Annotated in this window: 10 protein-coding genes; 5 read left to right on the plus strand and 5 right to left on the minus strand. The window is 66.9% G+C overall.

The window, feature by feature from the left end:
• The first annotated feature begins 471 nt into the window (after positions 1-471).
• Positions 472-897 (plus strand): hypothetical protein, encoded by a 426-nt coding sequence (locus tag OG293_RS00110; RefSeq protein WP_405996673.1) that lies wholly within the window; start codon positions 472-474, stop codon positions 895-897.
• A 182-nt stretch (positions 898-1079) separates the two neighbouring features.
• On the opposite strand, the gene OG293_RS00115 is transcribed toward OG293_RS00110, so the two are convergent.
• Entirely contained in the window at positions 1080-5258 is a 4179-nt protein-coding gene (locus OG293_RS00115; protein ID WP_405996674.1) for an AAA family ATPase, read from the minus strand.
• Between the two features lie 732 nt (positions 5259-5990).
• Between OG293_RS00115 and OG293_RS00120 the strand changes: the two genes are divergently transcribed.
• Complete coding sequence (locus OG293_RS00120) at positions 5991-6431, plus strand: Ku protein (RefSeq protein ID WP_405996675.1); 441 nt, start codon at positions 5991-5993, stop codon at positions 6429-6431.
• A gap of 215 nt (positions 6432-6646) precedes the next feature.
• Here OG293_RS00120 and OG293_RS00125 read toward each other — a convergent pair whose 3' ends face one another.
• From OG293_RS00125 to OG293_RS00140, 4 genes are all read right to left on the minus strand, one after another.
• Positions 6647-8113, minus strand: a complete 1467-nt coding sequence (locus tag OG293_RS00125) for a UvrD-helicase domain-containing protein (protein ID WP_406003458.1) — start codon at positions 8111-8113, stop codon at positions 6647-6649.
• On the minus strand, positions 8110-8592 hold the full coding sequence (locus tag OG293_RS00130; RefSeq protein ID WP_405996676.1) for a hypothetical protein: 483 nt from the start codon (positions 8590-8592) through the stop codon (positions 8110-8112). The genes OG293_RS00125 and OG293_RS00130 overlap by 4 nt, the downstream gene beginning before the upstream one ends.
• Positions 8589-9449 (minus strand): DUF6083 domain-containing protein, encoded by an 861-nt coding sequence (locus OG293_RS00135; RefSeq protein ID WP_405996677.1) that lies wholly within the window; start codon positions 9447-9449, stop codon positions 8589-8591. The genes OG293_RS00130 and OG293_RS00135 overlap by 4 nt, the downstream gene beginning before the upstream one ends.
• Before the next feature lie 168 nt (positions 9450-9617).
• Entirely contained in the window at positions 9618-9881 is a 264-nt protein-coding gene (locus OG293_RS00140) for a helix-turn-helix transcriptional regulator (RefSeq protein ID WP_405996678.1), read from the minus strand.
• A gap of 145 nt (positions 9882-10026) precedes the next feature.
• Here OG293_RS00140 and OG293_RS00145 point away from each other — a divergent pair, with 145 nt between their 5' ends.
• The 3 genes from OG293_RS00145 to OG293_RS00155 all read left to right on the plus strand — a co-directional run bounded on the left by OG293_RS00145 (position 10027) and on the right by OG293_RS00155 (position 26340).
• Complete coding sequence (locus tag OG293_RS00145; RefSeq protein WP_405996679.1) at positions 10027-11151, plus strand: hypothetical protein; 1125 nt, start codon at positions 10027-10029, stop codon at positions 11149-11151.
• A gap of 229 nt (positions 11152-11380) precedes the next feature.
• Entirely contained in the window at positions 11381-19249 is a 7869-nt protein-coding gene (locus OG293_RS00150; RefSeq protein WP_405996680.1) for a SpvB/TcaC N-terminal domain-containing protein, read from the plus strand.
• Between the two features lie 74 nt (positions 19250-19323).
• Positions 19324-26340 (plus strand): neuraminidase-like domain-containing protein, encoded by a 7017-nt coding sequence (locus OG293_RS00155; RefSeq protein ID WP_405996681.1) that lies wholly within the window; start codon positions 19324-19326, stop codon positions 26338-26340.
• Positions 26341-26348 lie beyond the last annotated feature (8 nt).

Here is a 26348-nt window from a genome sequence, read left to right on the forward strand (position 1 = left end):
CGGTCGAGCCTCGTCAAGGTGCTCCAGAGCATCGCGGGCGAGCTTCAGTTCCTGATTCTCCGGCGGCTTCGGCTCGCCCTGTTCCTCCGCCGAGCGGGCACGCCACCGCTCCAGTGATACGCAGACCTGCACCAGCGCGCGCAGCGAGACGGCTGCACACCCCGTTCTCTCCGCTCTGGCGCACACCCGTCAGACAGCGTCAGCCGCCGAGCCGGCGGGAAGGTGCCTTACGGCGACGTACCGAAGGCGCAGCGCTTGGTCCTCGCCGCCGCCAACCTGGACGCCGACCACGACGACCTCGCCGAGGAACAGCACGCCGTGCCCTCGCTACTGTTGCGCGAGCCTTCCCTGCGCTCTGGAGTTCGCCCAGGTCACAGGAACCCGGGGCCGAGGACGACGGGTCGGGATAGGCATAACCCGGCAGGCCAGGTTGCGGTTGAGTCGGCCGGGGTTTGATGAGATGGTCGCTGAGTGAACGATCAGCGATTCTCGGTCGTTGAATTGCACGACTCTGGTGATGCCCGAGGAAGCAGCTTCAGCGTCCCGGAGGAATTGTTCGCCGGGCGGTTCCCGGTGGCGGACATACACATCGCCACGATCGAGCCCGGCGCCGTCCGAGGGAATCACTTCCACGCCGTGCGGCGTGAACTGCTGGTCGTCATGGCTGCAGACTGCTGGTCGCTGCACTGGGATGAGGGCGCAGGTACGCCGGTCCAGCAGCGCAGTTTCGATGGGCCGGGTACTGTCCTGGTGACTGTCCCGACCGGTATGTCGCACGCCATCCGCAATGACGGGGCAGTCGCGGTGCAGATGATCGGATTGACTGATGGCCCCTATGACGCCGACGACCCTGATGCCCATCCACGAGTGGTGGTTGCTGCCGCGCAGACCCGGTGAGAGCGTTCGTGCTCGTGTGCTGTGACAACGAAGGGTGCTCGTCGATACGAAAGGGAAGCTCGGGCCGTCCGGCTGTCGGCCTACCTGGTGAACGCCATTCCGAAAGCCAAAGCAGTGGTCGACTTTGTGTCGCCGCTTTGGGAGACCTGCGGGGTCGTGGACATCCTGCGGTAGGCTGATGGTCAGGCGATGCCGTAGTCCCGGGCCTGCCGCTTCAGCTCACGCCGCATCGTGTAGCGGCGCCCGTATCCGAGGGATGAGACCTGCTGGTCTGCCTCGGCCAGAGTAGCCGCGACGCCTGCCCTCGCCTCCGTCTGGTGCTCGGGGGGCATCGACGGCCAAGGAGTGAGGTGGCACGCCGCCTGTTGCAAGTACACGTCGGCGGCCAGGAGTTTCATGTTGCCGCGCGTGGTCTCGGCCAGCGCCTCATCGAGATCGTCGAGGGCGCTCGCGTAGTCCTCAAACCGCCGCCGGATCCGCAGAAGGTGTGCCCGTTCGAGGAGTCCCCGCACGATGTAGTCGGTGTAGCCGACGCCGCGGAACATCACGATCGCGTCGTCCACCTGTGTGCTGGCTCTTGACAGGTGCTCCCGGCCCACCGCGCCCTGCTCGACTAGCGAGCGGCAGGCCGCGCCGAGGATGAGCTGCTTGATGGCCCGCGAGAGCTGGGAGGAGTTCTCACCGCTAAGACCCCACCCAGGGTCTTGCTCCGCGTCGGTCAACAGCGTAGCGGCACCGCCAGTCTCGATGACGAAGTAGCCGTAGCGGTAGAGGTTCTGTGAGTACAGGAACGGCAGATTCACCTTCTGATCCGCCGCGATCACCTTGGCCTCATCGAACCGGTCTCGCGCTGTGTCGAGGTCGCCCACCATGAAGTGAACCTCGGCGAGACAGGACCTGGAGTACATCTTGAAGTAGGCATCGTTGCAGCGGTCCGCGAATTCGATAGCGCGAGTAGCGGTGTGCAGAGCGCCGCGATCCGTTTGGAGCTGCCCGGCGATCACCAGCAGCTCGCAGTGGAGCGACGCTGCGAAGGCTGCGTCAGCCATCAACGCCGGCTCGCCCGCCGACGGTTTGACGGCGGTGAGCACCGTGCTGCAACTGGCCTGGGCGTCGTCAAGCCGGCCCAACTGCCGCAGCCGGAGAGCGGCATTGCCCATCACTAGGAGCCTGGCCTGCTTCGGCAGCGAAACTTCTTTTCGCAGTTTGGTCCAGGACGGCATCTGGAAGTAGTTGGACAAGGCGACCACCTCGGAGCCGGTCATGCCCAGGATCCGAGTGGAATAGGCTTCGCGCGGACCGCGCCACACCCGGGGAATGAGCACCTTGTCGTAGACCTCCTGGTGCAGCCCGATCGCGCAGCCATGGTTCACGGCTGCATACAGCAGGCTCATCTCCGACGCGTTCTCCGGCAGCGTGGGGGCGCGGCGCGCGTAGTAGTCGTAGAGCGCACGATTTCCTGCCTTCCACAGGTCCTTATCCCTGCTCCGAAGCCGGTCGCGGAAATGCTCCCGGACCAGTGGATGAGCGTCGAGGGTTTCTGGCAGGCCCGCCGTTTCACTGCCGATCAGCCCCATATGCCGGAGCTTCGCAACGCACCGGTCCCACTCGGCGCCGCCGACTTCGTCCAGACCCGGCGCTGACCAAACCTGTTCGGTGTCAGTCAGGACGGCTGCGATTGCCGCGTACGGGGCGGGGCGGTCGAAGAGGCCGACGATGTCGAGAATGGCAAGCTCGCCGGATCGACCGTCCCTCTCCAGCCACTCGGCGTACTTTTCCATGATCCGCCGCGCGTGCCCGCCGTTGGGGACCGAGCTGGTGAGGTTCCGTAGTTCAAAGCGGCCGCTGAGCTGTCCGCCGTGTACGTCCCGTAGGTAGCGCCCCAGCAGGTTGACTGCCAGCGCGTGACCGTGGACCTCCTGGACCGCTTGCTTGGCCTCCAAGGCATCCTTCTGCGGACCGGTCAGCGATTGCAGGAGATCGGCGCCGGCCTGGTCGTCGAGGTTGTTCAGTCTTAGCTCGGCGACGGTTGCTGCTGCGCTGCTCCCAGGGGGTGTGAGGCCGGTCAGCGGCACCCGCGTGGTAATCAGGCACAACCCCTCCCACTCGGGCTTGGCCAGCTCGTGGAGGAGAGCCGCCATTGATGCATCGGTTAGCTGGCCGCCAACGTCCGGCGCCGTCTCCGGATACTGGAGCGGTTCCAACCCATCCAGGACGAGAAGGAAGTGGTGCTCACGAATCAGCTTGGCCAGCCGGGCACCTTGTAGCGACGGACTTTGCGCGAGTGGCTGGTCGTCGCCGAGCCACTTCAATGCGGACCTGACGAACTCGTCGGCAGAGACCAGGTGCTCCTGCGTTCCCTGGCTGTAGAACGACCAGGCGAGAACCCTCCGCGCGTCCAGGTAGTCGAGGCCGCGCATCTTCCGCAGCCATTCATTGACGAGTGCGGACTTTCCAACCCCACCTGGGGCGACGACGGACAGGATCCGGGTTTTGTCGGACTGCCAGGCGTCCAACAGCAGGGCCAACTGCTCCTCACGACCGAACAGTTGCGGCGCGGTCTTCGGCAGCCCTCGGTTGTAGATGTGCTCTGCCGGAAGAGACCGTGTCGCCATGTTCTCTGTGCCGGTGTGGCTGTCCGGGCGAGCCTGGGGTAGGCCGTTTGCTGTGAAAGGGGCAGTTCTGATCGACGTCTGCAGGATGTCGTACGCGTCCTGTGCCTGCGCCGCGGTGCCGCCGATGACTAGGACTGGATGGGGAGTCTTCTGCGGGTGCTCGTCCCGGTGGATGCCGTCTAGCACCGCACGCAGCTTGCTCCAGCTGGATCTTTCCTGGTGGGACGGGAGATCTACGGGGATGAGTGCTGGCCATTCCGGGAGTTTGGCGTGGCCCAACTCTGCGATGGCTTCCGCTGCTAGATCGAGATTACGACCAGGGTCATAGACGGCACGCGGATCAGGAAGATTCCGCGCTCTTGACACCATGGCGAGTAGCGCCTTACTCCGGTGTGGTCCGGGCTCGCCGACAATCCAGAAGATCTGGACCCAATTCTCGTCGGGCTCTCGGTGAACGGGTTTCTTCCAGTTGTCGAACTTTCGACCGAGACTCTCGAACTGCAGTTGCAGATTCGGTAGTCGGCCAGCGCCCAGCGCGCCGGCGTCGACGGCCTCGCCCTGCTGCAGAGGCGCGTCATGGGGGTGGAGATTGCCGTCGGGTTCCGCGTCCGGGCTCGCGTTGTCGGCAGCGTCGGTCTCTGCTGTTCCGGCGGCGAACAACTCGGCAGGCCAGGCAAGCAGTCCCTGCTTGCGGAGGCGGGTTCGCCAGTCCAGAACGGTTGGGGCGGCGCCGCCCTCCGTGCGTCGGTCGGTGATCGTGCCAGCGAGATTACCGAGCAGCGCGTAGAGGGCCTCGGCCGACGCCTTCGCAGCGAAATCCTTGTACCGATCGTCCCTGCTTGGATCGGCGTGATCCATGACGCCCTTGGCGACAAGCCAGAAGGGGATTTCCTGCTGCTCTGCGACCCTGACGATGTCTGCAGCCTCCATCTCCAGGCCAGTGATCTTACGGACGCCCATTTGGCTGAGCTGTCGCCAGATTCCGGGGTCTTCGATGACCGCTCTGCCGCTCGCCATCGGGCCCACCACGATGCCCAACGGAAGCCGATCCGGCCCCTCGGCATCCTCCTCGATGGTGCGCCTGATGTAGGAGCGCCCGTGGTCAGTCAATGTGTATCCGGTGTCCTCCAGCGTGATCAGATTCTCGCGCTGGAACGCAGCTAGCCGAGGCTTCCACGTACCCGGGGGAAAATAGCGTTCGCGGGCAGCATGTTTTCTTGGATTCTGGCCGATGAGGAGCAGTTCCAAGAACCAGAGCTTTGCCCCCTCGTCGGTCGCGTCGGCAAAGCTTGGCAATTGTCCGGCGTCTAGACGACGCGCCGCGCGTATTAGCTTGATCTGCTGGGGTTGGTGATGGTGGTCTCCCAGGAATTCCTGGACCGTCTGCTTGCCCTCGTCCCAGGCGTACGCCATGTTTGCGACGACCACGTCGCCGGGCGCTGTTTTCCTTGGCTCTCCGGCGCAGACGCCACTCATGGCCAGGCAGCGTGGCTTCAGCTGCGCTGCCAGCTCGGATGCGAGCGGCCCAGTCGCCAGGCCTCCCATCCGGTCTGACTGAGCAAGGGCCACAGTAAGGCTTACGCCGTCAGGGCACACGTAATTACCCAGCTCGTATGGTGCGTTAGTGTCCGGGGCTATCTCTTCCCACCAGCTAATTCCAACCTCGCCTGCGGTCGACGCCAACCCGGCATAATGTGCCGCCTCGAACTCCAGCGGTAGCGCCGTGATGATCAATACGTCGACCATTTCGTCTCCCAGGGCAGACGCAGGCTATAAGCACTGGGGGCGCCGATGGGCAGAAGTGGCGACTCGACGCCGCATAGCGAGGCAATCGGTCCTCGCGGTGACCTGTTTCAATTTTGCGCGCCCCGTAGCCGTCACGCATCTGCGCGAGGCAGCTGTGCTGACTGCTGGTACGGGCGGCCCAGGGTAGGACCGTGTGAGCTGGTTCTGTTTGGTTTGCGGACCGGGATCCGAGAGCTGGCTGGGTTCGCTGCTCCCCAGAGAGGCTCCCCGCAGCATGTCGACCAGTGGCGGACGTGTATCCGTGAGCACGACCAACTGCAGAATCTGGCCATGGAAGCCCGGCGAGCACGACGGGCAGCATGGGCGATTGCACGATCCCTTCAAGGCGGGAGTCGTGCAGGAAGCGGGACGGCGCCAACTGCCGGGCGGCGGCCCCGCGCGGGGCGGATCCGGTTCTCGACACCGGCGGGTCCGGTGCCGTCCAGGACGAACAGGACGCGAGGGAAGAGCGGGAGGCGCCGCCGCCACTCCTCCAGCGCCAGCTCCTCAACCACACCCGCGCCACACCCTATTGGCAGGCCACGCATACCTCTCTCTCAGTCGGCGTCTCCTGCTGCTGGCCCGCTATAAGTGAACGACGGCATCCCCAGATCGACCGCCCAGCGGCCCATTCCGCAGCTACAGATAACGGGATCGCCAGTACTGAGACAGGCCCTGCAGCGGTCGTCAAAGGTGGCCATCGCAAAGTACGCCTGGAGCGGCCGTGAACGCCTCGGCCTGCTGAGGGTCCGCGACAACGTCATCGTCCTGCACGCGATGCGCTGGGCCGACGAGATCCGCGACCAGTCCCAGCTGAAACCGGAAGAGGTCGAGCTCACCGAGGGCGAGATCGCTCAGGCGGAGCAGCCCATCGACGCGAAACGGGAGAACCGCGAACCGCCCACGGCCGAGGAACCCGAGGAAGCGCCCGGGCAGATCGTCGACCTGATGGCCGCGCTCAAGGAGTCCGTGGCCAAGGCCAAGGCTTCCCGGGGCGAGGACGCCACCGTCCACGACATGCCCAAGAAGAAGACCACAGCCAAAAGGACGACGACCAAGAAGACGGCAAAGAAGCAGCCCGCCAAGAAAGCAGCCAAGAAGACGGCGGCACGGAAACCGCGGCGCAGCGCCTAGCCCCCGGACAGCCGAGCCGTGAACCGTGGTGGGGTTGTGTGGTCAGGCCCGACCACAATCCCACGCCAGGTAGTCGACGGCAGCCCCCGTCTGGCTGTGGGACGGGGGCCATTTTCGGCTGTCCGGAACTGTTGGAGCAGGGCAGTACAGCAGCAGCGACCATCAGGGCAGTTTCAGGGGCCGTTGGACATCGAGGCGCGGTCTGCGATCGGGCATCACCTGGCCGGTCTGCCCTCCGGATGGTCGTCGATCCAGGACAGGCCGCTCATGTCCAGACGGTGGCGCGTGCGGGTGACGGCCACATAGGCGAGGCGGGCCTCGCCGTTCTCGATCGGGCCTGGGATCGCCCGCCCGATGCCGTCTTTTTGGTCGCTGTCCTTAGGCGGGGTGAAGTCGTCCGCGATTCTCACACAGGCCCATTCGCGTCCTTTGGCCTTGTGAGCGGTCGAGACGATCACTTCAGCTGACTGTTCGGGGACGAACTGGGCGACCGCTTCGAGGATGGCTTCGGCGCCGTGGGTGTCGACCAGGTCAACCAACGGTTGCAGGTCGCGCCCCGCAGGGTCGTGGGAAGCGTAGTCCTGCAGTTCTCCCCAGGTGGCGAAGAGGACGAGTTCCGGGTGGGTGGTGCGGCGGCCGTCTTTGAGGTCCTGGGCGGCCAGTGCCAGGGCGCGCAGGCTGTCGCCTCCCCCGACCACTCCAACTCGTTGGCCGGCGGCGAGGAGGTTCATCGCCTGGGCCATGGCGCCGACGTTGGTGCGGCACAGCACTGCGTCGGGCAGGACGACGGGACCCAGGTCGGTGGCCACGCTGTCGGTGCCCGTGAGGCGGATCGGGGCGTCGGCGATGGTGAGCCATCGGTTGGCTTCCTCGGCGAGCTGGGGGCCGAAGCGGAAGGACTGTGAGAGGGCGAGCTGGGTGCCGTCGAAGCCGGTCATGACGTCCTTGGCACCGCGCCAGTCGTAGATGGCCTGGGCGGAGTCGCCGACCATGACGAGCTGGGCGTGACCGCGCTGAGCAAGGAAGATCTGTTCGACGACGGGGTTGGTGTCCTGGGCTTCGTCCAGGAGCAGGAAGTCGGCGTCGATCCTGGGCTGGGTGAGGGCCCGCATTTTCAGGTAGTGGTCGTGTTCGAAGCGGACTACACCGTCATCGGGGTGCTGCAGGTCGGCCCAGGCTTTACGGGCGAACGGCACGATGTGGGCGGCGAGTTCGGTGTGCTGTTCTGTGTCCTCGAGGCCGCGCAGGCGCGGGACGTGGTGACGGGTGACGACGGCATCGGCGGTGTGACAGAAGCGGGCGACGGTGCGCAGGGCAGCGTTGGAGAGGGTCTTCTGCGTGAGGTCGCGTTCGCCGATGCGGATGGCTTTGGTGATGCCGAGGGCGTGGCCGGTCTGCCAGGCGGGGCGGCGGGGGGAGTTCAGTCGGTGGGTGTAGCGGTGGCCGATGGCGGCGTAGGCGAGGGCGTGGGCGGTCTTGCAGCTGACGGTGGGCGGGAAGCGGGCGCTGGCGTCCTGGGCGATGGCTCGGTTGTAGGCGAGGTAGCGGCCGCGGCGCCGGGTGGCGCGGGCGAGTTGGGCGAGTGTTGTGGTTTTGCCGGTGCCTGCCCCGGCCTGCAGGGCCAGGTGCTCGCCGGCGTGGAAGGCGTCGGCCGCTGCTTGCTGTTCGTCGGTGGGGTTCAGCACAGCGCGGCTCCAGTGGTGTGGGTGAGGGCCCGCCCGAGGGCTGCCAGGAGTTGGGAAGGGATGGTGCCGACGAGCAGGTGCTGGAGTGCGCGGTCGAGGCGGTCGCTCTCCTCGTCGGCGTGCCGGACCAAGGCCCGGTGGACAGCCCCTTGTACGAACAGATGCAGCGGCTGACCCGCGTGTTCGGCGGCGGCGTCGAGGTGGGCGTGTGCGGTGGGCGGGAAGGCGACGTTGAGCAGGATCTGCCCTTGTGGGTCGGGGTAGTGCGTGGTGATCACGTCGATGGGGAGCCGTCCGCCCATTTGGTGGCGGAGCCGGTTGCAGGCCTTGTCTGGGGTTTTGGCGCGTACGACGGCCATGAGGCGGGTGGCGTCGTGGTTGGCTGCGATCGGCATCGTTTTGGCGGCTTGGTGGAGTTGGGCCGGTGTGAGGGCTCTGGTCAGGGTGATGTCCAGGGCGTGGTGCGGCATGGTCATGCCTCTTCGCGGTGGCCGGATGGGGTGTGGGGCAGGCGGGTGTGGAGGTGCGCCGTGTGCAGGAGGGGGTCGAAGACCTGCCATCCGGCCGGCGCGAGATCCGCGGCGCCCAGGGTTGCGGCATGGGCGGGGCAGCGCTGAATACGCCAGCGCAGCTGCTCGGCGTAGGGCAGGCGGCTGAGGTCGTAGACGGCCATGAGCGTGGCGGGCAGAGCGAGTTGGCCGCGCTGCGGGCTGGCGGGCAGCAGGGTCCACGCACCTCGGGGACGACTGGGGTCGAGCACGGGCTGGGGGCAGCGATGGCGTTGGCGGGTCTGGGCCACGCATCGGATGGTTTCGAGGGGTGCGTCGGCGAGGTAGCGGCCCAGCAGCAGTTGCACGACAGGCCGGGTGGGGCGGCCGCTGTCGGCGGGCGGCTCGCAGGCAGTGGGAGGGGCGGGGGTGAACTGGCCTGTTTCGATCAGGCGGCGGGTGCGGACGCCGAGTTGGCGGCGCAGGGCTTCGATGTACGGGCCGGTCTGCGCGGTGGGGGTACGTCCCGGGCAGAGTGCGAGGTGCGGGATGCGGCACCATGCGCTGCCGTCGCCGTGGGGATAGGCGATGCCGCCGCTCAGATGCCAGCGGTAGAAGGCGGGGATCTGGGAGGCGTCCAATTCCGTCGGGTGCAGGGCGACGGGCCGCTGGTCGGCGCGCTGGTACCGGTCGATCCGGTGGCCGCACTGGCGGCAGCGGCCGCTCTGGCCGGTGCGCAGCAGGCGGCTCGGGCTGGTGGCACTCACCCGCAGTGGGCGCCGGGGGCGTGCGGTGCGTGGGCTGCCGTCCCAGTGGCAACTGGCGGAGGCGGTGTTGGGGTGCATGGCGGGGACCGTGTCAGGCGACACCCCGCAACGGTGGGGAAGGCCGGGCCGGAGTCCCCCGTGCAGCCGAGCAACACCGAACATCCGATCCGATTGACGCTGAAGGGTTCGATGCGTGCTCGCCGGTTCGGGTGATTCGCAACCCAGACGCAAGCGGGTGCAGTGCGGTCAGGAATCCGGGGTGCCGGGCGGGGTGTGGTCGTCGCAGAGGGTGTTCAGCAGTTGCTCGATTGGCACGTCGAAGGTGTGGGCGAGGGTGTGCCAGGTGGTGAGGCTGCCGGTGGTGCGGCCGTGTTCGAGGTCGATGAGGGTGCGGCGGGCGAGGCCGCTGCGGTCGGCGAGTTCATCGAAGGTCCAGCCGCGCTCGCCCCGCAGGCGCGCGAGTTCGACGCGCAGCGCGGTGAAGTCGGGGTCGGGCGGCAAGATCGTCACTCCACCATCCGACGGTGCAGGACCCTGCCCTGTCAGTGCAGACTTCTGCACTATCTGCTGAGACGGGAGTGACGTTCACAGTGCAGAGATCTGCACTACCGTGCGTGCGTCCCGGGTGCCCCTCTGGAGCACCCGCCATGGCGGCGTGGACAGACAGGAGGACGACGGGCCGATGAGGCTTGCCGGCGCGCATCTCACGGTGCGGCGTATCTGGACGGTGGAACTGCGTTCACGGGCAGGCGGCCCCAGGCTCGTCTGCCCGCACTGCCCCGTGCACTCCCCTCCCCTGCAGGCCGCATCCGCCCGGTCTGCCGTCCTGGCGCATCTGGCCCGCCATGCGCACGCCGACGCACTGCCGGCGTATCTGCGCACCTGCCAGTGCCGGGCGCAGGGCTGCTCCTGGCATCTGCGTCATCGCGGCTGCGCCGGGCCGGTGCTGCTCACCCTGACCCGGGACCGCAGCGGCCGCGCCTGGCGTCTCTCCGATTCCTGCGCGGCCTGCGCGGCGGCCACCAACCACACCGCCGTGGTCCCCGCCACGCTGCTCGCTTCCCGCCCGATGAGATGCCCCGGCCGCCATCCCAGGCCGCTGGGCGACCCGGCTGAGCGCACCCGCGTGCGGGAGATGCTCACCTACCTGTCAGCAGCACTCCCCCAGTTCACCTCCCCCGCCGCACGGCTCCTCGCGCTGCAGTGCGCCCTGCGTGCCGGCACCGGCGGCTACGTCCGGCTGCCTGCTGGCCTGCTGCGCGGCATGCGTCTGGGCGGCCGTAGCGAGCTTTGGGAGGAGTTGGAGCACGCCGACTGGCTGCGCCGTACAGCAGGCAGGCACCCGCACGTGGAGGCATGGCTGCTGGACGCAGCGCTCCTCTCCCAACAGGACGGCCGGGCGCGGGCCCGTGCCGCGCAATGGGCGATGCGCCCCGCTCTGGTTGCAGTACTGGCCGGGCGGCCGCCGGCCGTGCGGCTGGCCGCGCTGGCTCTGGCCTCGCACACCTCGGGCGACGCCGGCAGGACGGACCTCGATGCCCTCGCCCGCCTGTGCGGGTACGCGCACCAGCAAACCGCGGAACTCCTCGACCGGCTCGTGGCATCGCACGCTCTGACCGCCTGGCGGCACAACCGGGAAACCGACGAGGTCTTCTGGTGGCTGCCGCAGTCGACCGAGGCCGGCCGCCAAAGGCCCACCCATCGGAGCGTCAGTGTTAGCCCACGTGGCCCGGAGGATGAGAGAGGCGCGAGCAGAAATCGCCAGGGTTCTATCCAATAGGCATATGCACCGATTCAGGAGTGAGAGGCGGGAGATTCCATCTCGGGCACCTCGCACGCTTGGTGACCCCTCGATCGCATGGTCGAGCCCCCGGCCCTGCAAGTTGATGGGTGCTGTGACAGTTGAGCTGGAGGTGGCAGTTGCTCAGGTCCAGTAAGCGTGTCCGGTCGGCCGCTGGTGTCCGGGGCCAGGTGTGAGCGCTCCCGGCGGTGATGCCCCCTCAAGCAGCGTGTCGGGCGCCCACGACGAGTTCGCCATCGCCGCGCCTTCCGTCACCCTGCCGAAGGGGGGAGGAGCGTTGCGTGGTATCGGTGAGAAGTTCACCGTTAACGCGGTGACGGGAACGGCGGGCGTTCAGATTCCGGTACCGGCGCCGCCGGGCCGGGCGGGCTTCGGCCCGCAGCTGACCTTGAATTATGACTCCGGTGCCGGGAACGGCCCGTTCGGGCTGGGGTGGAGTCTGAACCTGCCTTCCGTCACGAGGAAGACCGACAAGGGGCTGCCGCGGTACCTCGATGCCGAGGACTCAGACGTCTTTGTGCTGTCCGGCGCCGAGGATCTGGTGCCAGTGCTCGTCGAGGATGCCGCAGGGCAGTGGACGGCCCCGGTACTGCCGGACGAGACTGTGGACGGTCGCACGTACCGGGTGCGCCACTACCGGCCGCGCACCGAGGGCCTGTTCGCCCGCATCGAGTGCTGGACCGACACCGCCAACGGCGCCGTGCACTGGCGTTCGATCAGCCGGGACAACATCACCACCCTGTACGGCACCGACGACGAATCGCGTGTGCAAGGTCTGCCGGATCTGGCCGGATCGCCACGGCGGGTGTTCAGCTGGCTGATCAGCGAGACGTGGGACGACAAGGGCAACGTCGTCCAGTACGAGTACCGACCGGAGAATTCCGACAGAGTGGAGGTGACGGCCGCCCACGAACGGCACCGCACCGAGACTTCTCGAGCCACTCAGCGCTACCTCAAGCGCATTCGCTACGGCAATCGGACCTCAACGCTGTCCGACCGCCGTCCCGGTCCGGACGAGTGGATGTTCGAGGTAGTCCTTGACTATGGCGAGCACGACAAGGACGCTCCCGCACCGCAGAGTACGGGAACGTGGCTGTGCAGGCGGGATCCGTTCTCCACGCATCGTGCCGGTTTCGAGGTGCGCACCTACCGGTTGTGCCGGCGGATCCTCGTCTTCCATCACTTCCCGGAGGAACCCACCGCCGGCCGAGACTGCCTTGTGCGGTCACTGGAGCTGTCCTACAGCGACGAGCCGACGGCGGCTCCCGGCGCCGTGCGCGCAGACCACGCGGTGTCGCTGCTCGTCTCGGCAACACAGTGCGGACACCGCCGGACCGACAACGGCGTACTCCGCCGAGCCCTGCCCCCACTGGAGTTCGCCTACTCTCCTCTGTCTCTCGGTGCCGCAACGGGCGTCCGTGCACCAGCCGGTGAGTCGGCACGGCTCCCCGTGGGCGCTTCTGGCACAACCATCCGGTGGGCCGACCTGGACGGCGAGGGAATCTCGGGCGTGCTCGCGACCGAGCCGGGCGCCTGGTACTACGCGCACAACCGGGGCGGCGGGAGCCTCGACGCAGTCCAGCAGGTCGCCGCCGCACCGGCACTGGCGTCACCGGGGCACGGTGGCCAACTGCTTGACCTAAGCGGCGACGGACAGCTCGATCTGGTGTCCTTCACCGGTCCGGTCCCCGGCTTCTTCGAGCGCACGACCGACCGAGGCTGGGCCCCGTTCAGGGCCTTCGCTCAACTCCCCGCCGTCCGCTGGGACGACGACAACCTACGCTTCGTCGACCTCAACGGGGACGGGCATGCCGATGTCCTGGTCACCGAAGGTGATGCGCTGACCTGGTACCCGTCGGCAGGCGAAGCGGGGTTCGGCCCGGCCGTGCAGGTGCCGACCGCCCTGACAGACGAACGGGGCGCCCGGCTGGTGTTCGCCGACGGGCAGTACGCAGTTTTTGTCGCAGACATGTCCGGTGACGGCCTGGCCGACCTGGTGAGGGTATGTCACGACGAGGTCTGTTACTGGCCGAATCTCGGCTACGGCCGATTCGGCGAACGGGTGGAGATGGATGACCCGCCGCTGCTGGACCATCCGGACGTGTTTGATCCCCGCCGTGTCCTTCTGACAGACCTGGATGGCGCCGGCCCGCAGGATCTCCTCTATGCGGGAACCCGCGGAGTCAGGGCCTACCTGAACATGGCGGGCAACCGGTGGAGTTCGAAGCCGGTGGAGCTAGCAACCTTCCCGACGCCGGACACCCTGGCCACCGTGGACCTCCTGGGCGACGGTACGCCGTGCCTCGTATGGTCGTCGGCACTGCCGGGTACCGCACACGCCCCTTTGCGGTACCTCGAACTGATGCCCGACGGAAAGCCGCACCTGCTGAGTGGCGTCCAGAACAACCTCGGCGCCGAGACGCGGATCTTCTACGCGTCCTCCACCTCGTTCTACCTTGCAGACCAGGCAGCGGGACGTCCTTGGGCCACCCGTCTGCCATTCCCCGTTCACGTCGTCGACCGGGTGGAGACAGTCGACCACGTCAGCCGGAACCGGTTCGTCACCCGCTACGCCTACCACCACGGCTACTTCGACGGAGAGGAACGCGAGTTCCGCGGCTTCGCATGCGTCGACCAGTGGGACACCGCTCACCTCGCCGTGCTGAGTGCCTCGGATGATCTCCCGGCGTACTTGCCCGACCTGGTGAACGTCGACGCCGCCTCCCACCTACCCCCGGTGCGCACCACGACCTGGTACCACACAGGAGCATTCACCGACGGGCGTGAGGTGTCCCAGGTATTGGCCGCAGAGTATTACCGCGAAGGCGATATCAGCCAGGGCCTGCCCGGGCTAGGCGACAAGGACTTCGCCGCGATGCTGCGGCCCGACCCGCCACCGCCCCCGCTGCGCCGCCTGCCGGACGGTACCCTCACCCCATGGCCCCTGTCCCCGGAAGAGATGCGGCAGGCGTACCGGGCGTTGCGGGGCTCGGTACTGCGTCAAGAGGTCTACGCCGAGGACGGCGTTGAGTCGTCCGACCGCCCGTACTCGGTAGGTGAACGCAGCTACGCGGTGGAGGTCGTGCAGCCGGCAGGGCCGAACCTGCACGCGGTATTCTTCTGCCATCCTCGCGAGTCCGTCCAGTTCCACTACGAACGCTCGCTCTACGACGTCGATGGTCCTGGCGGCGGCGAAGCAATGACGGTCGCCGACCCGCGGGTAGGCCATGAACTAGTGCTGGCCGTCGATACCTTCGGCAACGTGCTGCGCTCCGCGAGCGTCGCTTACGGACGCCGGCACCGCGACCCTGACAAGCGACTGACCGACAACGACCACGGCGCCCAGCAACGCTGGGCCCTCCAGGTCACCGACACCACCTACACCGCCCCGATCGACACGCCAGACGCATGGCGGACACCGCAGCCGTGTGAGAGCCGCAGCTACGAGATCCACCACTACCCAATTCCCGATGCCGCGCCCCTGGCATCCGGTGTCGCGATCACGCCGCTGCTCGACCTGGACACCCTCGCCCATGAGCTGGCCGCGCTCGACAACGGCCACGCCGACGTACCGTACGAGGACCTCACCGCAGCGACCGCGACAGGGCAGGGTCCGCGCCGGCGGCTCATCGAGCACACCCGCACGCTCTTCCTCAGGGACGACCTCACCGGGCCGCAACCCCTCGGCTCGGCGGGGGTGCGGGCGCTGCCCTATGAACGCTACCGACTGGCGTTCACCCCAGGCCTACTCGCCACCGTGTACGAGCGGGACAACGGCGGCGTCAAGGAGCCACTGATCCCCGACCCCGGCGCGGTCCTCCCAGGCGCCGCCTATATCGACGGCGGCACACTGCGCGGCGCCGGAGGCTTCCCCGCCGACGACCGTGACGGGTACTGGTGGCAGCGCTCAGGCACCATCGGGTTCGCGCCCACATCGGGGGACCCGGCTGCCGAACTGCCGGAGGCACTCGAGCACTTCTTCACACCCCGCCGATTCCACGACCCGTACGGTGCGGTCACGACCGTCGGCTACGACCCGTACGACCTGCTGGCCCGCGAAACCACCGACGCACGCGGCAACCAGGTCACCGTCGGTGAGCGACGGCCAGAGGGCACCGTATGGCGCAACGACTACCGGATCCTCGCACCCGCGCTGGTCACCGACCCCAACGGAAACCGTGCCGCAGCCGCCTTCGACGTGCTCGGCCTGGTCACCGGAACCGCCACCATGGGCAAAGTGCGTTCCGGCGGTGCCGACGAGGAGGTGGGCGACAGCCTGGCCGGATTCGAGCCCGACCTACCCGAGGATGTTGCGCGAGCACATCTGACCCGGCCGCTGCACGACTCGCTCGCTGTGCTCGGCAGCGCGGGCACCCGGCTGCTGTACGACCTCGACGCCTTTCATCGCTGGCGTACCGCCCCTGTTGAGGCGGGCGCTGCACCCACCGGCGCTCCGCCCGCGGTCGTGCTCACGCTCGCGCGCGAGCGTCACGCCACAGGTCCGGACTCCGACCCGAACCCGCGGGTACAGGCCCGCTCGTCCTACTCCGACGGCTTCGGCCGCGAGATCCAGCACAAGGCACGTGCCGAAGACGGCCCGCTCGACGACGGCGGCCCGGACGTCAGTGAGCGGTGGGTGACCAGCGGCTGGACAGTGTTCGACAACAAGGGCCAGCCGGTTCGGCAGTACGAGCCTTTCTTCAGCGCCACTCCGGCCTTCGAATTCGCCCGCACCAAGGGCGTGAGCCCGGTGCTCTGCCGTGACCCGCTCGGCCGCGTTGTAGCAACGCTGCACCCCGACCACACCTGGGAGAAGGCGGTCTTCGACCCGTGGCGGCAGGTCACCCACGACGTCAGTGACACCATCGCGGTCGACGATCCATCAACCGACGCAGATGTCGGCGGCTTCTTCCGGCGGCTCCGCCCGGACGAGTACCTGCCGTCGTGGCGCACCACCCGGCTCCAGGGACCGCCCGGGCCTGAGCGCGAGGCGGCCGAACAGTCCGAGGTCTTCGCCGACACGCCGACCACCGCATTCACCGACAGCCTTGGACGCGTATTCCTCACCATCGCCGTCAACCGGTTCGCCCGCGACGGCGCTGCCGTCACCGAGCAGCACGCCAGCCGGGTCGCCCACGATGTCGAGGGCAATCAGCGCGAGATCAACGACGCGCTCGGCCGCGTCGTCATGCGCTACGACTACGACCTGCTCGGCCACCGCATCCACCAAGCCAGCATGGAAGCCGGCGAACGCTGGACCCTCATTGACGTCGTCGGCCATTCGGTACGCACCTGGAATAGTCTCGGCAACGACCTTCGCATCACCTACGACGCACTGCGCCGGCCCATCGGCGAGTGGCTGCGCCAGACCGGCGCCGCCACCGAACTACTGGTGTCCCGCACCACCTACGGCGACGATCCCGACCATCCGGGTGGCCGGCCCGCTGCCGAAGCGAGCAACCTCTTGGGCCGTGCCTACCAGCTTTTCGACGGAGCCGGCGTCCTCACCCACCTACAGTATGATTTCGCCGGCAACCTCACAAGTAGCGAGCGCCGCCTGGCCGCGGAGTACCGCCAGGCGTTGGACTGGGCACTGCCACCCCGCTGGGACGGGCCCGCCTACGCCACCGCGACCCGCTTCGACGCACTGAACCGCCCGATCACGGTCACCACGGCGGACCGCACCGTCCTGGCACCCACGTACAACGACGCCGGACTCCTGGAGACCGTTACCGCAAATGTGGGCGGCGCCCCCACCTCCACGACGTTCGTCACCGGCATCGGCTACGACGCCAAGGGCCGCCGCACCTGCATCGACTACGGCAACGGCGTACGCACCAAGTACCGGTACGACCCGCACACCTTCCGGCTCACGAGCCTGCACACCAGACGAGGCGAACGCTTCCCCGATGACTGCCCGTCACCCGGCCAGGTGCCGTGCGGCGTCCAGTACCTGTCGTACGTATACGACGCGGCCGGCAACATCACACACGTCCGTGACGACGCCCAACAGACCATCTTCTTCCGCAATCAGCGGGTCGAACCGAGCACGCACTACGTGTACGACGCGGTGTTCCGGCTCATCGAAGCGACAGGGCGCGAACACGTTGGCCTGACGGCCGGTTCACGACCGGCGCCCACACCGACGAGCTGGACCGACGCCCCGAGAACCGGCCTCGCCCACCCCGGCGACAGCAACGCCATGGGCACATACCGGCAGCGCTACACCTACGACGCGGCCAGCAACATCCAAGAGATGCAGCACTTAGCCACCAACCCGGCAGGCCACGCCCCCACCAACACCGGCTGGACCCGGACCTACAGCTACACCGAACCCAGCCAGTTGAACCCCCAGGACTACAGCAACCGCCTGTCCTCCAGCCGCACAGGAACAGACGCCGAAAACTTCACGCACGACGCACACGGCAACATGACCGAAATGCGGCACCTGGCCGTCATGCGGCACAACCACCACGACCAACTAGCCGCCAGCGCCACCCAGCACGTCAGCTCCGGAACCCCCGAAACCACCTACTACGTCTATGACTCCGCCGGACAACGCGTCCGCAAAGTTACCGAGGGTTTTTCCGTAGCTGGCGCCACACCCGTGCGAAGTAAAGAACGTATCTACCTCGGCAACGTCGAGATCTACCGCGAATACGGCCCCGACGGCACGACGGTCACCCTTGAACGTGAAACCTTCCACGTCATGGATGACCACACCCGCGTCGCTCTCGTCGAAACCCGCTCTCTCGGTACCGATTCCGCCCCTGCCCAACTCAACCGCTATCAGCTCGGCAACCACCTCGGCTCGGCATCGGTCGAAGTGGACGACCAGGCCCGGATCATCTCCTACGAGGAGTACTACCCGTACGGATCCACCTCCTACCAGGCTGCCCGGTCGTCTCTGGAAGCCCCCAAGCGGTATCGCTACACCGGCAAGGAACGGGACGAGGAAACAGGGCTGGAATATCACGGCGCCCGGTATTGCGCCCCGTGGCTAGGCCGGTGGACGAGTTGCGACCCGGGCGGCATCGTCGACGGGCCGAACCTGTACTCGTACGGTCGCGGGAATGCTGTCAACTTGAGGGACGTGACCGGCACGATGTCCACAGCCGCGCAGGCGGAGTATGAGAGAAATCGACACGCCTCCTCGGCTCTTACGCCGGACCAGATTGGAGACGTGTATAGGGGCGTCGATGATGTTCCGAAAAACTTTGACAAGCCACAACAGGTTTCAGCCATTACCGCCCTGCAACAGCAACGGCAATATTCCCAAGGAGAGGCGAAGCGTCACCAAGCGAAGGGTGAGGCGGCTCGAAGCGGCATCGTGACAAAGGAAGAAAAGTACGAGGCCGCCAAAGCCGGTGCCCGGAACTGGCTGTTGGACACAGCAACCAGCCACATCGGTGGCGCCCTACCAGGGGGCGAGGCCATCCTTCAGGTCGCCCTCACGCCGCTGCGAGCTCCGGAACCTTCCCAGTATCCGACTAATCTCCGCGAGTTGGAGATGCAGGAGAACTACCAAGCAATGCAGACGACTCTAACGGTCGCCGCAATTGCCCTGTCCTTCATTGCGCCCATGATCGGTGAGAGCGCTCTGGCGCTGAGGGCTCCTGGTGGCTCCGTGCCGCGACCACCTGTGGGCCGGCCCCCCAGCGGCGGTGGACCACCCGGCGGCGGACCGCCCTCAAGTGGCGAGCCACCACCCGCACCTCGAAGACAGCTCTATATTCCTCGCGATGATGCGGGAAATCACATCCCGCTCGATCGGCATCCCTTGAATGGACCCCAAGGAGCCGACATGCCAAAACCACTGCCGGAAGCAGAAGGCCGCCCGCACACCGTACTCGGGGGCAAGATCAGCAGTGAGACCGGCGAGTTGTATCGCCAAGCAGCTGAGTTCCCCGGACCCTCATGGCCGAAGGTCAATGGTGTCGACGCACCGTCACAGTCCTCGCACTGGACGACGCATGGACGTCCCGACGTCCACGCAGATCCGCATGTGCATGGCTATTACTTCGACAGTGCGCAACAGCAGTGGATGGAAACGGGCGCGCAAGGCTTCTCCTGGTGATAAGCCAACCACCCGGTTCTGACCAGCGAAGCATGACCGACCACCCGCAGCCGCCATGAACGAAGTGGGAGACCATGAAACTGTCGGGGCGCATTCTTGAGCTGGAGCTCGAGGGGGACGACGTCCGCCGTCTGCAGGCGGAGCTTGGAAGTGTCGGGCTCGCCATTTCGCGGGACGAGGTCGATGCCGCGAGGTTCGGGCAAAGCACGGAGGGCGCCGTCCGGCAGTTCCAGGGGGAACACGGCGTTGAGGTCACCGGCATCGTCGACGCCGAGACCGCGCTGCGCATCGGCCTTGCGGCCGGCGCGATGGTGGACGGGGTCAAGGAAGCAGCCTCGGCTACTTACTGCGTGACTGGTCTGGTCGCCAGTCCGGAGCTCGGTGGGGTCGCGGGGCTCGATGTTCGGATTGTCGACCGCAACGTCGGCACGGACTTCACGCTCGCGGAGACGACGACAGACGAACACGGCTATTACACCGCGACGTTCTCCGTAGGCTCTGTGCGCCGGCGCGCCAAGGATCGCCCCGACCTGCAGGCTCGGGTTCTCGCGGACGGCGAGACGCTTGGAAACTCCGAGGTGCGCTACGACGCGACGCCGCAGGAGAGGCTCGACGTCCTGCTACCGGAAGGCGCGGCAGGGCTGCCGAGCGAGTTCGACGCTCTCGCCTCCGCAATGGCTGTGCACTTTGACGGCGACTTTAGCGATCTGCGGGAGGACGACGAGTACCAGGATGTGACGTACCTGGCGAGCAAAAGCGGCTGGGACGCGCGAGCCGTGGCGTTCATTGCCCTCTCGCAAGGATTCTCCCGGCAGGCCGACGAAAGCGGCCACGAAGTGTTGCAGCCCGCGCACTACTACGCCCTGTTGCGCGCCGGTGTTGCGGCGGATCCCAACGCACTCTACGGCGTCACCCCCCAAGCCGCCCGCGCAGTGTGGGAACAGGCCATCGCGAGGGGCGTCGTGCCTGCTTCGGTCGGTGAGACTCTCGACGAGGCTGTCGGAAGTTTCCAACGCCTGAGCGCTGAGCACGCCCTGGGGGCGGCGTCGTTGCCCGGAGCCTCAAACCTGGGCGAACTGCTGAGCCTCTCGCTCGGTGACGACGTCGACCGCGGGCGTTTCGCGGCCATGCTCGTGGCCCACCGTGACAACCCGGCGAAGATGTGGGACGAGGTACAGCAAGCGTTTGGGCCGGTCGTGGCGGACCGGCTGCGCCTTGACGGCCAGCTCGCCCTGCTCACGCTCGACAACGCGCCGCTGATCGGCCGCCTGCACGACGCTGCCCGAGAGGATCCGCTCTACTCGCCAGCAGACCTCGCGCGCCGGGGCTATCACCAGCCTGACAAGTGGCATCGGCCGATCGAGGGTCTGGTGCCGCCGCAGATCCCCGGCGACGACGAGCAGTCCCGCGCCCGCAACTACGCGGAGCTGTTGGCCGCGCAGGTCAGGCTGAGCTTTCCGACCGCCGTGGTCGCCGATCTGGTCGGCCGCGGCTCGGTGAAGCTGAGCGACGACCCAGCCGTCCAGGCCGACGTGCACCGATTTCTCGCCGAACACGCGGGCACCTTCGAGATCGGCATGCAGCCGATCGACCACTTCATCGCAAGCGCCGACGTGGACGTCGAGGCGCCGGTACGTGATCACATCCGGCGCCTGCAACGGGTCTACCAGATCACACCCGACGACCGGGCGATGAGCGTACTGCTGGAACATGGCCTCGACTCCGCCCACAGCATCGTGCACCACGGCACGGACGCGCTCGTGGCACGGCTGGGTGAAGAGCTCGGCGGCGAAGAAGTCGCACGCGCGGTCGCGGCCAAGGCCAAGCAGGTCCACCTCGCGGTACTCAACGTGGCTACTACCTACCTGACCACACGCGCCGCGCCGGTGCTGGGCGCCGACCCGGCTGCCCGTGTGATCGACCCCGACCGACAGTTTGACGCGCTGCGCGCCGCCAGCCCGCGGTCAGAAGCCGCGCCAACGCTGGAGGCGTTGTTCTGGTCGATGGACTACTGCGCTTGCGAGCACTGCCGCTCAGTGCTTAGCCCTGCTGCCTATCTCGTCGACCTGTTGTTGTTCGCCGACCGCCAGCACAACGAGAAGGAGAACCCGCAGACGGTTCTGCTCACGCACCGCCCCGACCTCCAGCACCTTCCGCTGACCTGCGAGAACACCAACAAGCCGCTTCCGTACATCGACATCGTGAACGAAACCCTTGAGTACTATGTCGCCAACAATTTGGGCCTCAGTGATTACAAGGGCCACGACACCGGCGCAGATACAAGTCCCGAGGACCTGCTTGCCAGTCCGCAGTTCGTGCAAGACCAGGCCTACACGACGCTGAAGGAAGAGTTGTTCCCGCCGCCGTTGCCCTTCCACCGTCCGCTAGAACTCCTGCGTCGGCACTTCACCGCGCTGGCCGTGCCGCTGGAGACCGCGATGGAGGCGCTGCGCGCGGACGAGGCGGTCGAACGTGCGCAGCCAGCCAACTACGCGTGGCGCGACACCCTCATCGAGCGCCTGAAGCTGTCGCGCCGCGAGCATGCGCTGCTGACAGACCGGAAGATCGACCTCGCTGACCTGTACGGCTATGCGGACACGACCGAGGCGCAAGCGCTGGAAGCGCTTGCCGATGTCACGGAGTTCACGCAACGCGTCGGTGTCGACTACAACGACCTGGTTGCGCTGATGGAGACGGCTTTCATCAACCCCGACGCAGATCTGATCCCCCGAATGCGGCGGCTCGGTGTCTCCTTCGAGACCCTCAAGAAGGTCAAGGACGGCACGCTCACCGACCACGACCTGTCCCTGCGGCTACCGACGGGCGTGACAGTGGCCCAGGTGAAGGCGTTCGTCAAGGAGCACTATGACCGGGCGTCGCGACTGATCGTGATCACTCACGAGGACTTGGGCGCCGCGCCCAGCTCGCTGGACGGCTTCCGATTGCGCTACGCCCACCCAGACCCCGCCAAGAACGCGCTCAAGCCTATCGACTATGTGCGCCTCGCTCGCTTCATCCGTTTGTGGCGCAAGCTCGGCTGGACGATCGAGCAGACCGATGAGGCAATCACTGCCCTCTACCCCATTGACGCGCAGCCTGCCGGAACCGACGCCGCCACCGACCTGGCTGCACTGGATGCAGGCTTCCTGACGCTGCTGCCGCGTCTGGGTGTCATGCTGGCGACGATGGAGCGCTTGAAGGTCGCGCCTGGCACAGACCTCGCGAGCCTGCTGGCTTGCTGGGCTCCGATCGGGGTCCATGGTCGGGACGCCCTCTACGGGCGTCTGTTCCTGGGCGCGGCGTTCCTCGCCCAGGACTCGGCCTTCGCGCCCGACGAGAACGGCGCCGTCCTCCAGGACGCCGCCCAGAGGGGCACAGCAACCGCCCGTCCTCGACCCACAGTCGGGCAACATGCCGAGGCGCTGCGAGCGGCCACGGGGTTGACCGCCGACGAGCTGACTCTCTTGCAGGGCACACTCACCGGCGACGCGAACGCGCCACTGACGCATGAGAACGTCAGCGCCCTGTACCGTCACAGCTGGCTCGCACGCCAACTAGGTCTCAACATCCGCGAGTTGCTGGCCCTCATTCGTTACACGGGCCTGGACCCGTTCGCGGCGCCCGACCCGCCGAGAGCGCCGATCGTCGCGCTACTGGACCTGCTCGACACGCTGCGCGGGGCTAGCCTCACACCCTCGCAGGCGCTGTACCTGATGTTCGACGACGACCTTGCCGGGACATCGGCGCCCGAGGCAGAACAGATCTCAGTGTTCGCTCGAACACTGCGCACCGGCTTCGCCGACATCGACGCGCAGTTCGCGATCGTCGACGACCCAAGCGGCGACCTCGCCCGCGCGCGCATGGCGCTCGTCTACGGAACCGAGGCGGCGGACTTCCTGTTCGCTCTGCTGGACAAGACGTTCACCGTCTCGGTCTCTTACACCCATCCCACCGATGAGCTGGACGCATCAACCCTTTCCGCCAGCGGCCACCGGCTCTCCTACGACCCGCAGCGCAAGCAGCTCTCCTTCGCGGGTCTGCTGCCCACCACGCCGCAACTGAGACTGCAGGACGTGTCCGACACCAGCCAGGGCTTCAAAGACGCGGTCGCCCTACTCGACGAGGAGGTTCAGAAGAAGGCCGGTCCGTTCTTCGCCCGGTACCCAGAGTTGCTGGAGCTGTATACCGCCTCCGCCTCCGCCAAGGTGCTGGCCGAGCCGGACTCCAACCCGCGGGCCACCGTCCTCGATGCTTTCCTTCCCCAGCTGGGGCACCAGCGCAAGCGGCAGCTGGCGTTCGCCACACTGAGCGCCGTCCTGCGCGTCGACCCCGCACTCGCCGAAGCGATCACCAGCGACCCCGCCGTCCTGCACGCTCAAGGCGACACGAGCAGGCCTCCACTCGATGACCTGACAGAGGTCGAAGTCCAGGGCCTCAGCGCGCAACTGTTCTGGGGCCCCACAATCGTCGGGACGCCACAGCCCGAGCCCCAGCCCACGCCGACGGTCGACTACGGCTCGCAGGCCCCCGCAACGCCCCTGCCGTCCGGCCCCACAGCGGGAGCACCAATCTCTGGCGTGTGGAGTGGATTCCTCGAAGCCCCCGAAACCGCAGAGTTCACGTTCGCCGTCGACACCGACGCCAAAAGCGTCACGCTGACATTGGACGGAACACCGATCGAACTGAACCGGGACGGGACGCGCTGGCATACGCCTGAGCCGATCCCGCTCACGGCGGGTCGGCTGTCAGCACTGAGGCTCACCGTCGAGAAGGTGACGAAGCGGCTGACGCTGCGCTGGCAGAACACTGGCCGCGGCTGGGAGATCGTGCCCGGCCGCCACCTCTACCCCGCCACCGCTATGGACCGCCTGCGCGCAACGTACGTACGGATCCTCAAGGCCGCGTCACTGGCAACGGCGACGAAGCTCACAGCGTCCGAATTCGCGCACGTCGCCGTGGCCTACCGGGTCGGGGAGGAGGGTTGGCTGAACGCACTGCAGGCATCTGGCCCAAACGCACTGCGGGCATCCGACCCAGAAGATCGCGACACCTACCTCAAGCTGACAGTGGCCCTGCGCGCACTGCTGGCCTTCGCGACGCTCAAAGCCGAACTGTCACCCACCGACGAGCGATTCCTCACGGTGCTGAAGCACCCGACCGCGACCGACGCCGATGGCACGAGCCCGCTGCTCCAACTGACCGGCTGGCAGAGCGCCTCTCTGGACTCGCTGTTGGCCCGGTTCGGCAAGACGCGTGCCGACCTGGCGCACGTCGAGACCTTCGTCCGCGTCCACGACGCCTACACGGTCCTTACCAAGCTGGGGACGTCAGCGGCAACGGCGATCACCGCGACGACGAACGATCCGACACCCGAGGGTGCTGCCGCCTTCCAGACTGCCGTCCGCGCCCGCTACGACGAAGCCGACTGGCCGGCCATCCTGCGCCCCATCAACGACGAGCTGCGCAGCCTCCAACGGGACGCCCTCGTGGCCTACGTACTGCGTCGGCTGTCCGAGCACGGGGCCACCCGCGGAATCGACACGCCCGACAAGCTCTCCGAGTGGTTCCTCATGGACGTCGGCATGCAGCCGTGCCAGCTGACCTCGCGCATCCGGCACGCCCTCTCCTCGGTCCAACTCTTTTTCGAACGCTGCCTGATGAACCTCGAGCCAAGCGTCGCACCGTCCTCCATCGATGCCGCGCAATGGGAGTGGATGAAGCGCTACCGCGTATGGGAAGCCAACCGCAAAGTGTTCCTCTGGCCCGAGAACTGGCTCGAACCCGAGCTACGCGACGACCAGTCGCCATTCTTCAAGGAGACCATGAGCGAACTGCTCCAGGGTGACGTCACCGAAGACCGTGCCGGTACCGCCCTGACGAACTACCTCATGAAACTCGAAGAAGTGGCCCAGCTCGAACCCTGCGGCATCTACATCGACGAACACGACCCAGGCCACGGCGACGACGTCGTGCACGTGGTCGCGCGCACCGCTGGCGCGCACCGAAAGTACTTCTACCGCCGCCGCGAGAACGGATCCTGGACACCCTGGGAGCACATCAAACTCGACATCGAGGACAACCCGATCCTGCCTGTCGTCTGGAAGGGCCGGCTGTTCTTGTTCTGGCTGCGGATCATCAAGGAGACACCGCTGAACCCCGCGCTGATCTCGTCCGGCACAAACAGCCCGGCTACAGGGCTCTCCCTTGGGGAGGTCAAGGCCGATGCCGTCGCCAACGCAGCCACGACGGCGGCAATCCATGTCAAGGCTGTGCTCTCCTACAGCGAGTACCTCGACGGCAAGTGGCAGTCCGTCAAAACCGCTGACCCGGACCAGCCGGTCTTTTTGGGCAGCGTCAAACCAGGCGATACATTCGACCGCCGAAGACTGTACCTGTATAAGAGGGAATCTGAGAACACGGACTATCTATTGGTGGGTGCGGTCGCAGAGCGAGGAGCTTTGGAAGTATCGGAAGCATCGGAAAGAGTGTGGCAACTGCACAACACCCACAGTGCGACGCCGTTGCAAAAAGCGGACTTGGAAGCTCTAGGCGGCAGACCTGCACCGTATGCAATTCGCTCCATTCTTGCAGATGCCACCACCCTCGGCACAGAATACCAGCAGGACCCCTTCGTTGGAGATTGGCCCGACTATCGCGTACATTTCGCGCACCCTATCCTCAGGTGTTCGTCTCCGCTCACGGCCTTGGATTCCAGCCATTGGCCGAAGAACGACCCATGGGGCACGCCGTTCATGGTATTCGACGCGCGCCATGCCTTCTATATCGAGGTGACACCGCGGGCCGTCCCCCTCGAGCACATTGCCGGCTTTGGGGTCGGCTCCGGCGGTGGAGCGGTCGTACCGAACATCCCGCTGGTCCGCTGGAACGAAGTTCCGCGCCTGAACGGCGAGTCGTCCGCCGGGAGTCCGCTTCTCAATTGGCCAGCGACCGGGCTCGTCGGCCCGGGCACGATCGAGCGTGGCGTGAGCGAGGACGCCTTCATCACCAAAATCCTTGGGAACGCTGGCGCGGTCCGTTTCGGCCCGAGCGCCATCGGCCCGGCGGGCGCGCTGCCCCGCGAACATCGCTAGCCATCCGA

This window comes from Streptomyces sp. NBC_00829, assembly GCF_045161795.1.
In the GTDB taxonomy this organism is placed as follows: Bacteria; Actinomycetota; Actinomycetes; order Streptomycetales; family Streptomycetaceae; genus Streptomyces.

Coding starts and splice junctions, on each gene's coding strand:
- OG293_RS00155 (WP_405996681.1), top strand. CDS start 19,324: ATGAAACTGTCGGGGCGCATTCTTGAGCTGGAGCTCGAGGGGGACGAC.
- OG293_RS00115 (WP_405996674.1), bottom strand. CDS start 5,258: ATGGTCGACGTATTGATCATCACGGCGCTACCGCTGGAGTTCGAGGCG.
- OG293_RS00135 (WP_405996677.1), bottom strand. CDS start 9,449: ATGCACCCCAACACCGCCTCCGCCAGTTGCCACTGGGACGGCAGCCCA.
- OG293_RS00130 (WP_405996676.1), bottom strand. CDS start 8,592: ATGACCATGCCGCACCACGCCCTGGACATCACCCTGACCAGAGCCCTC.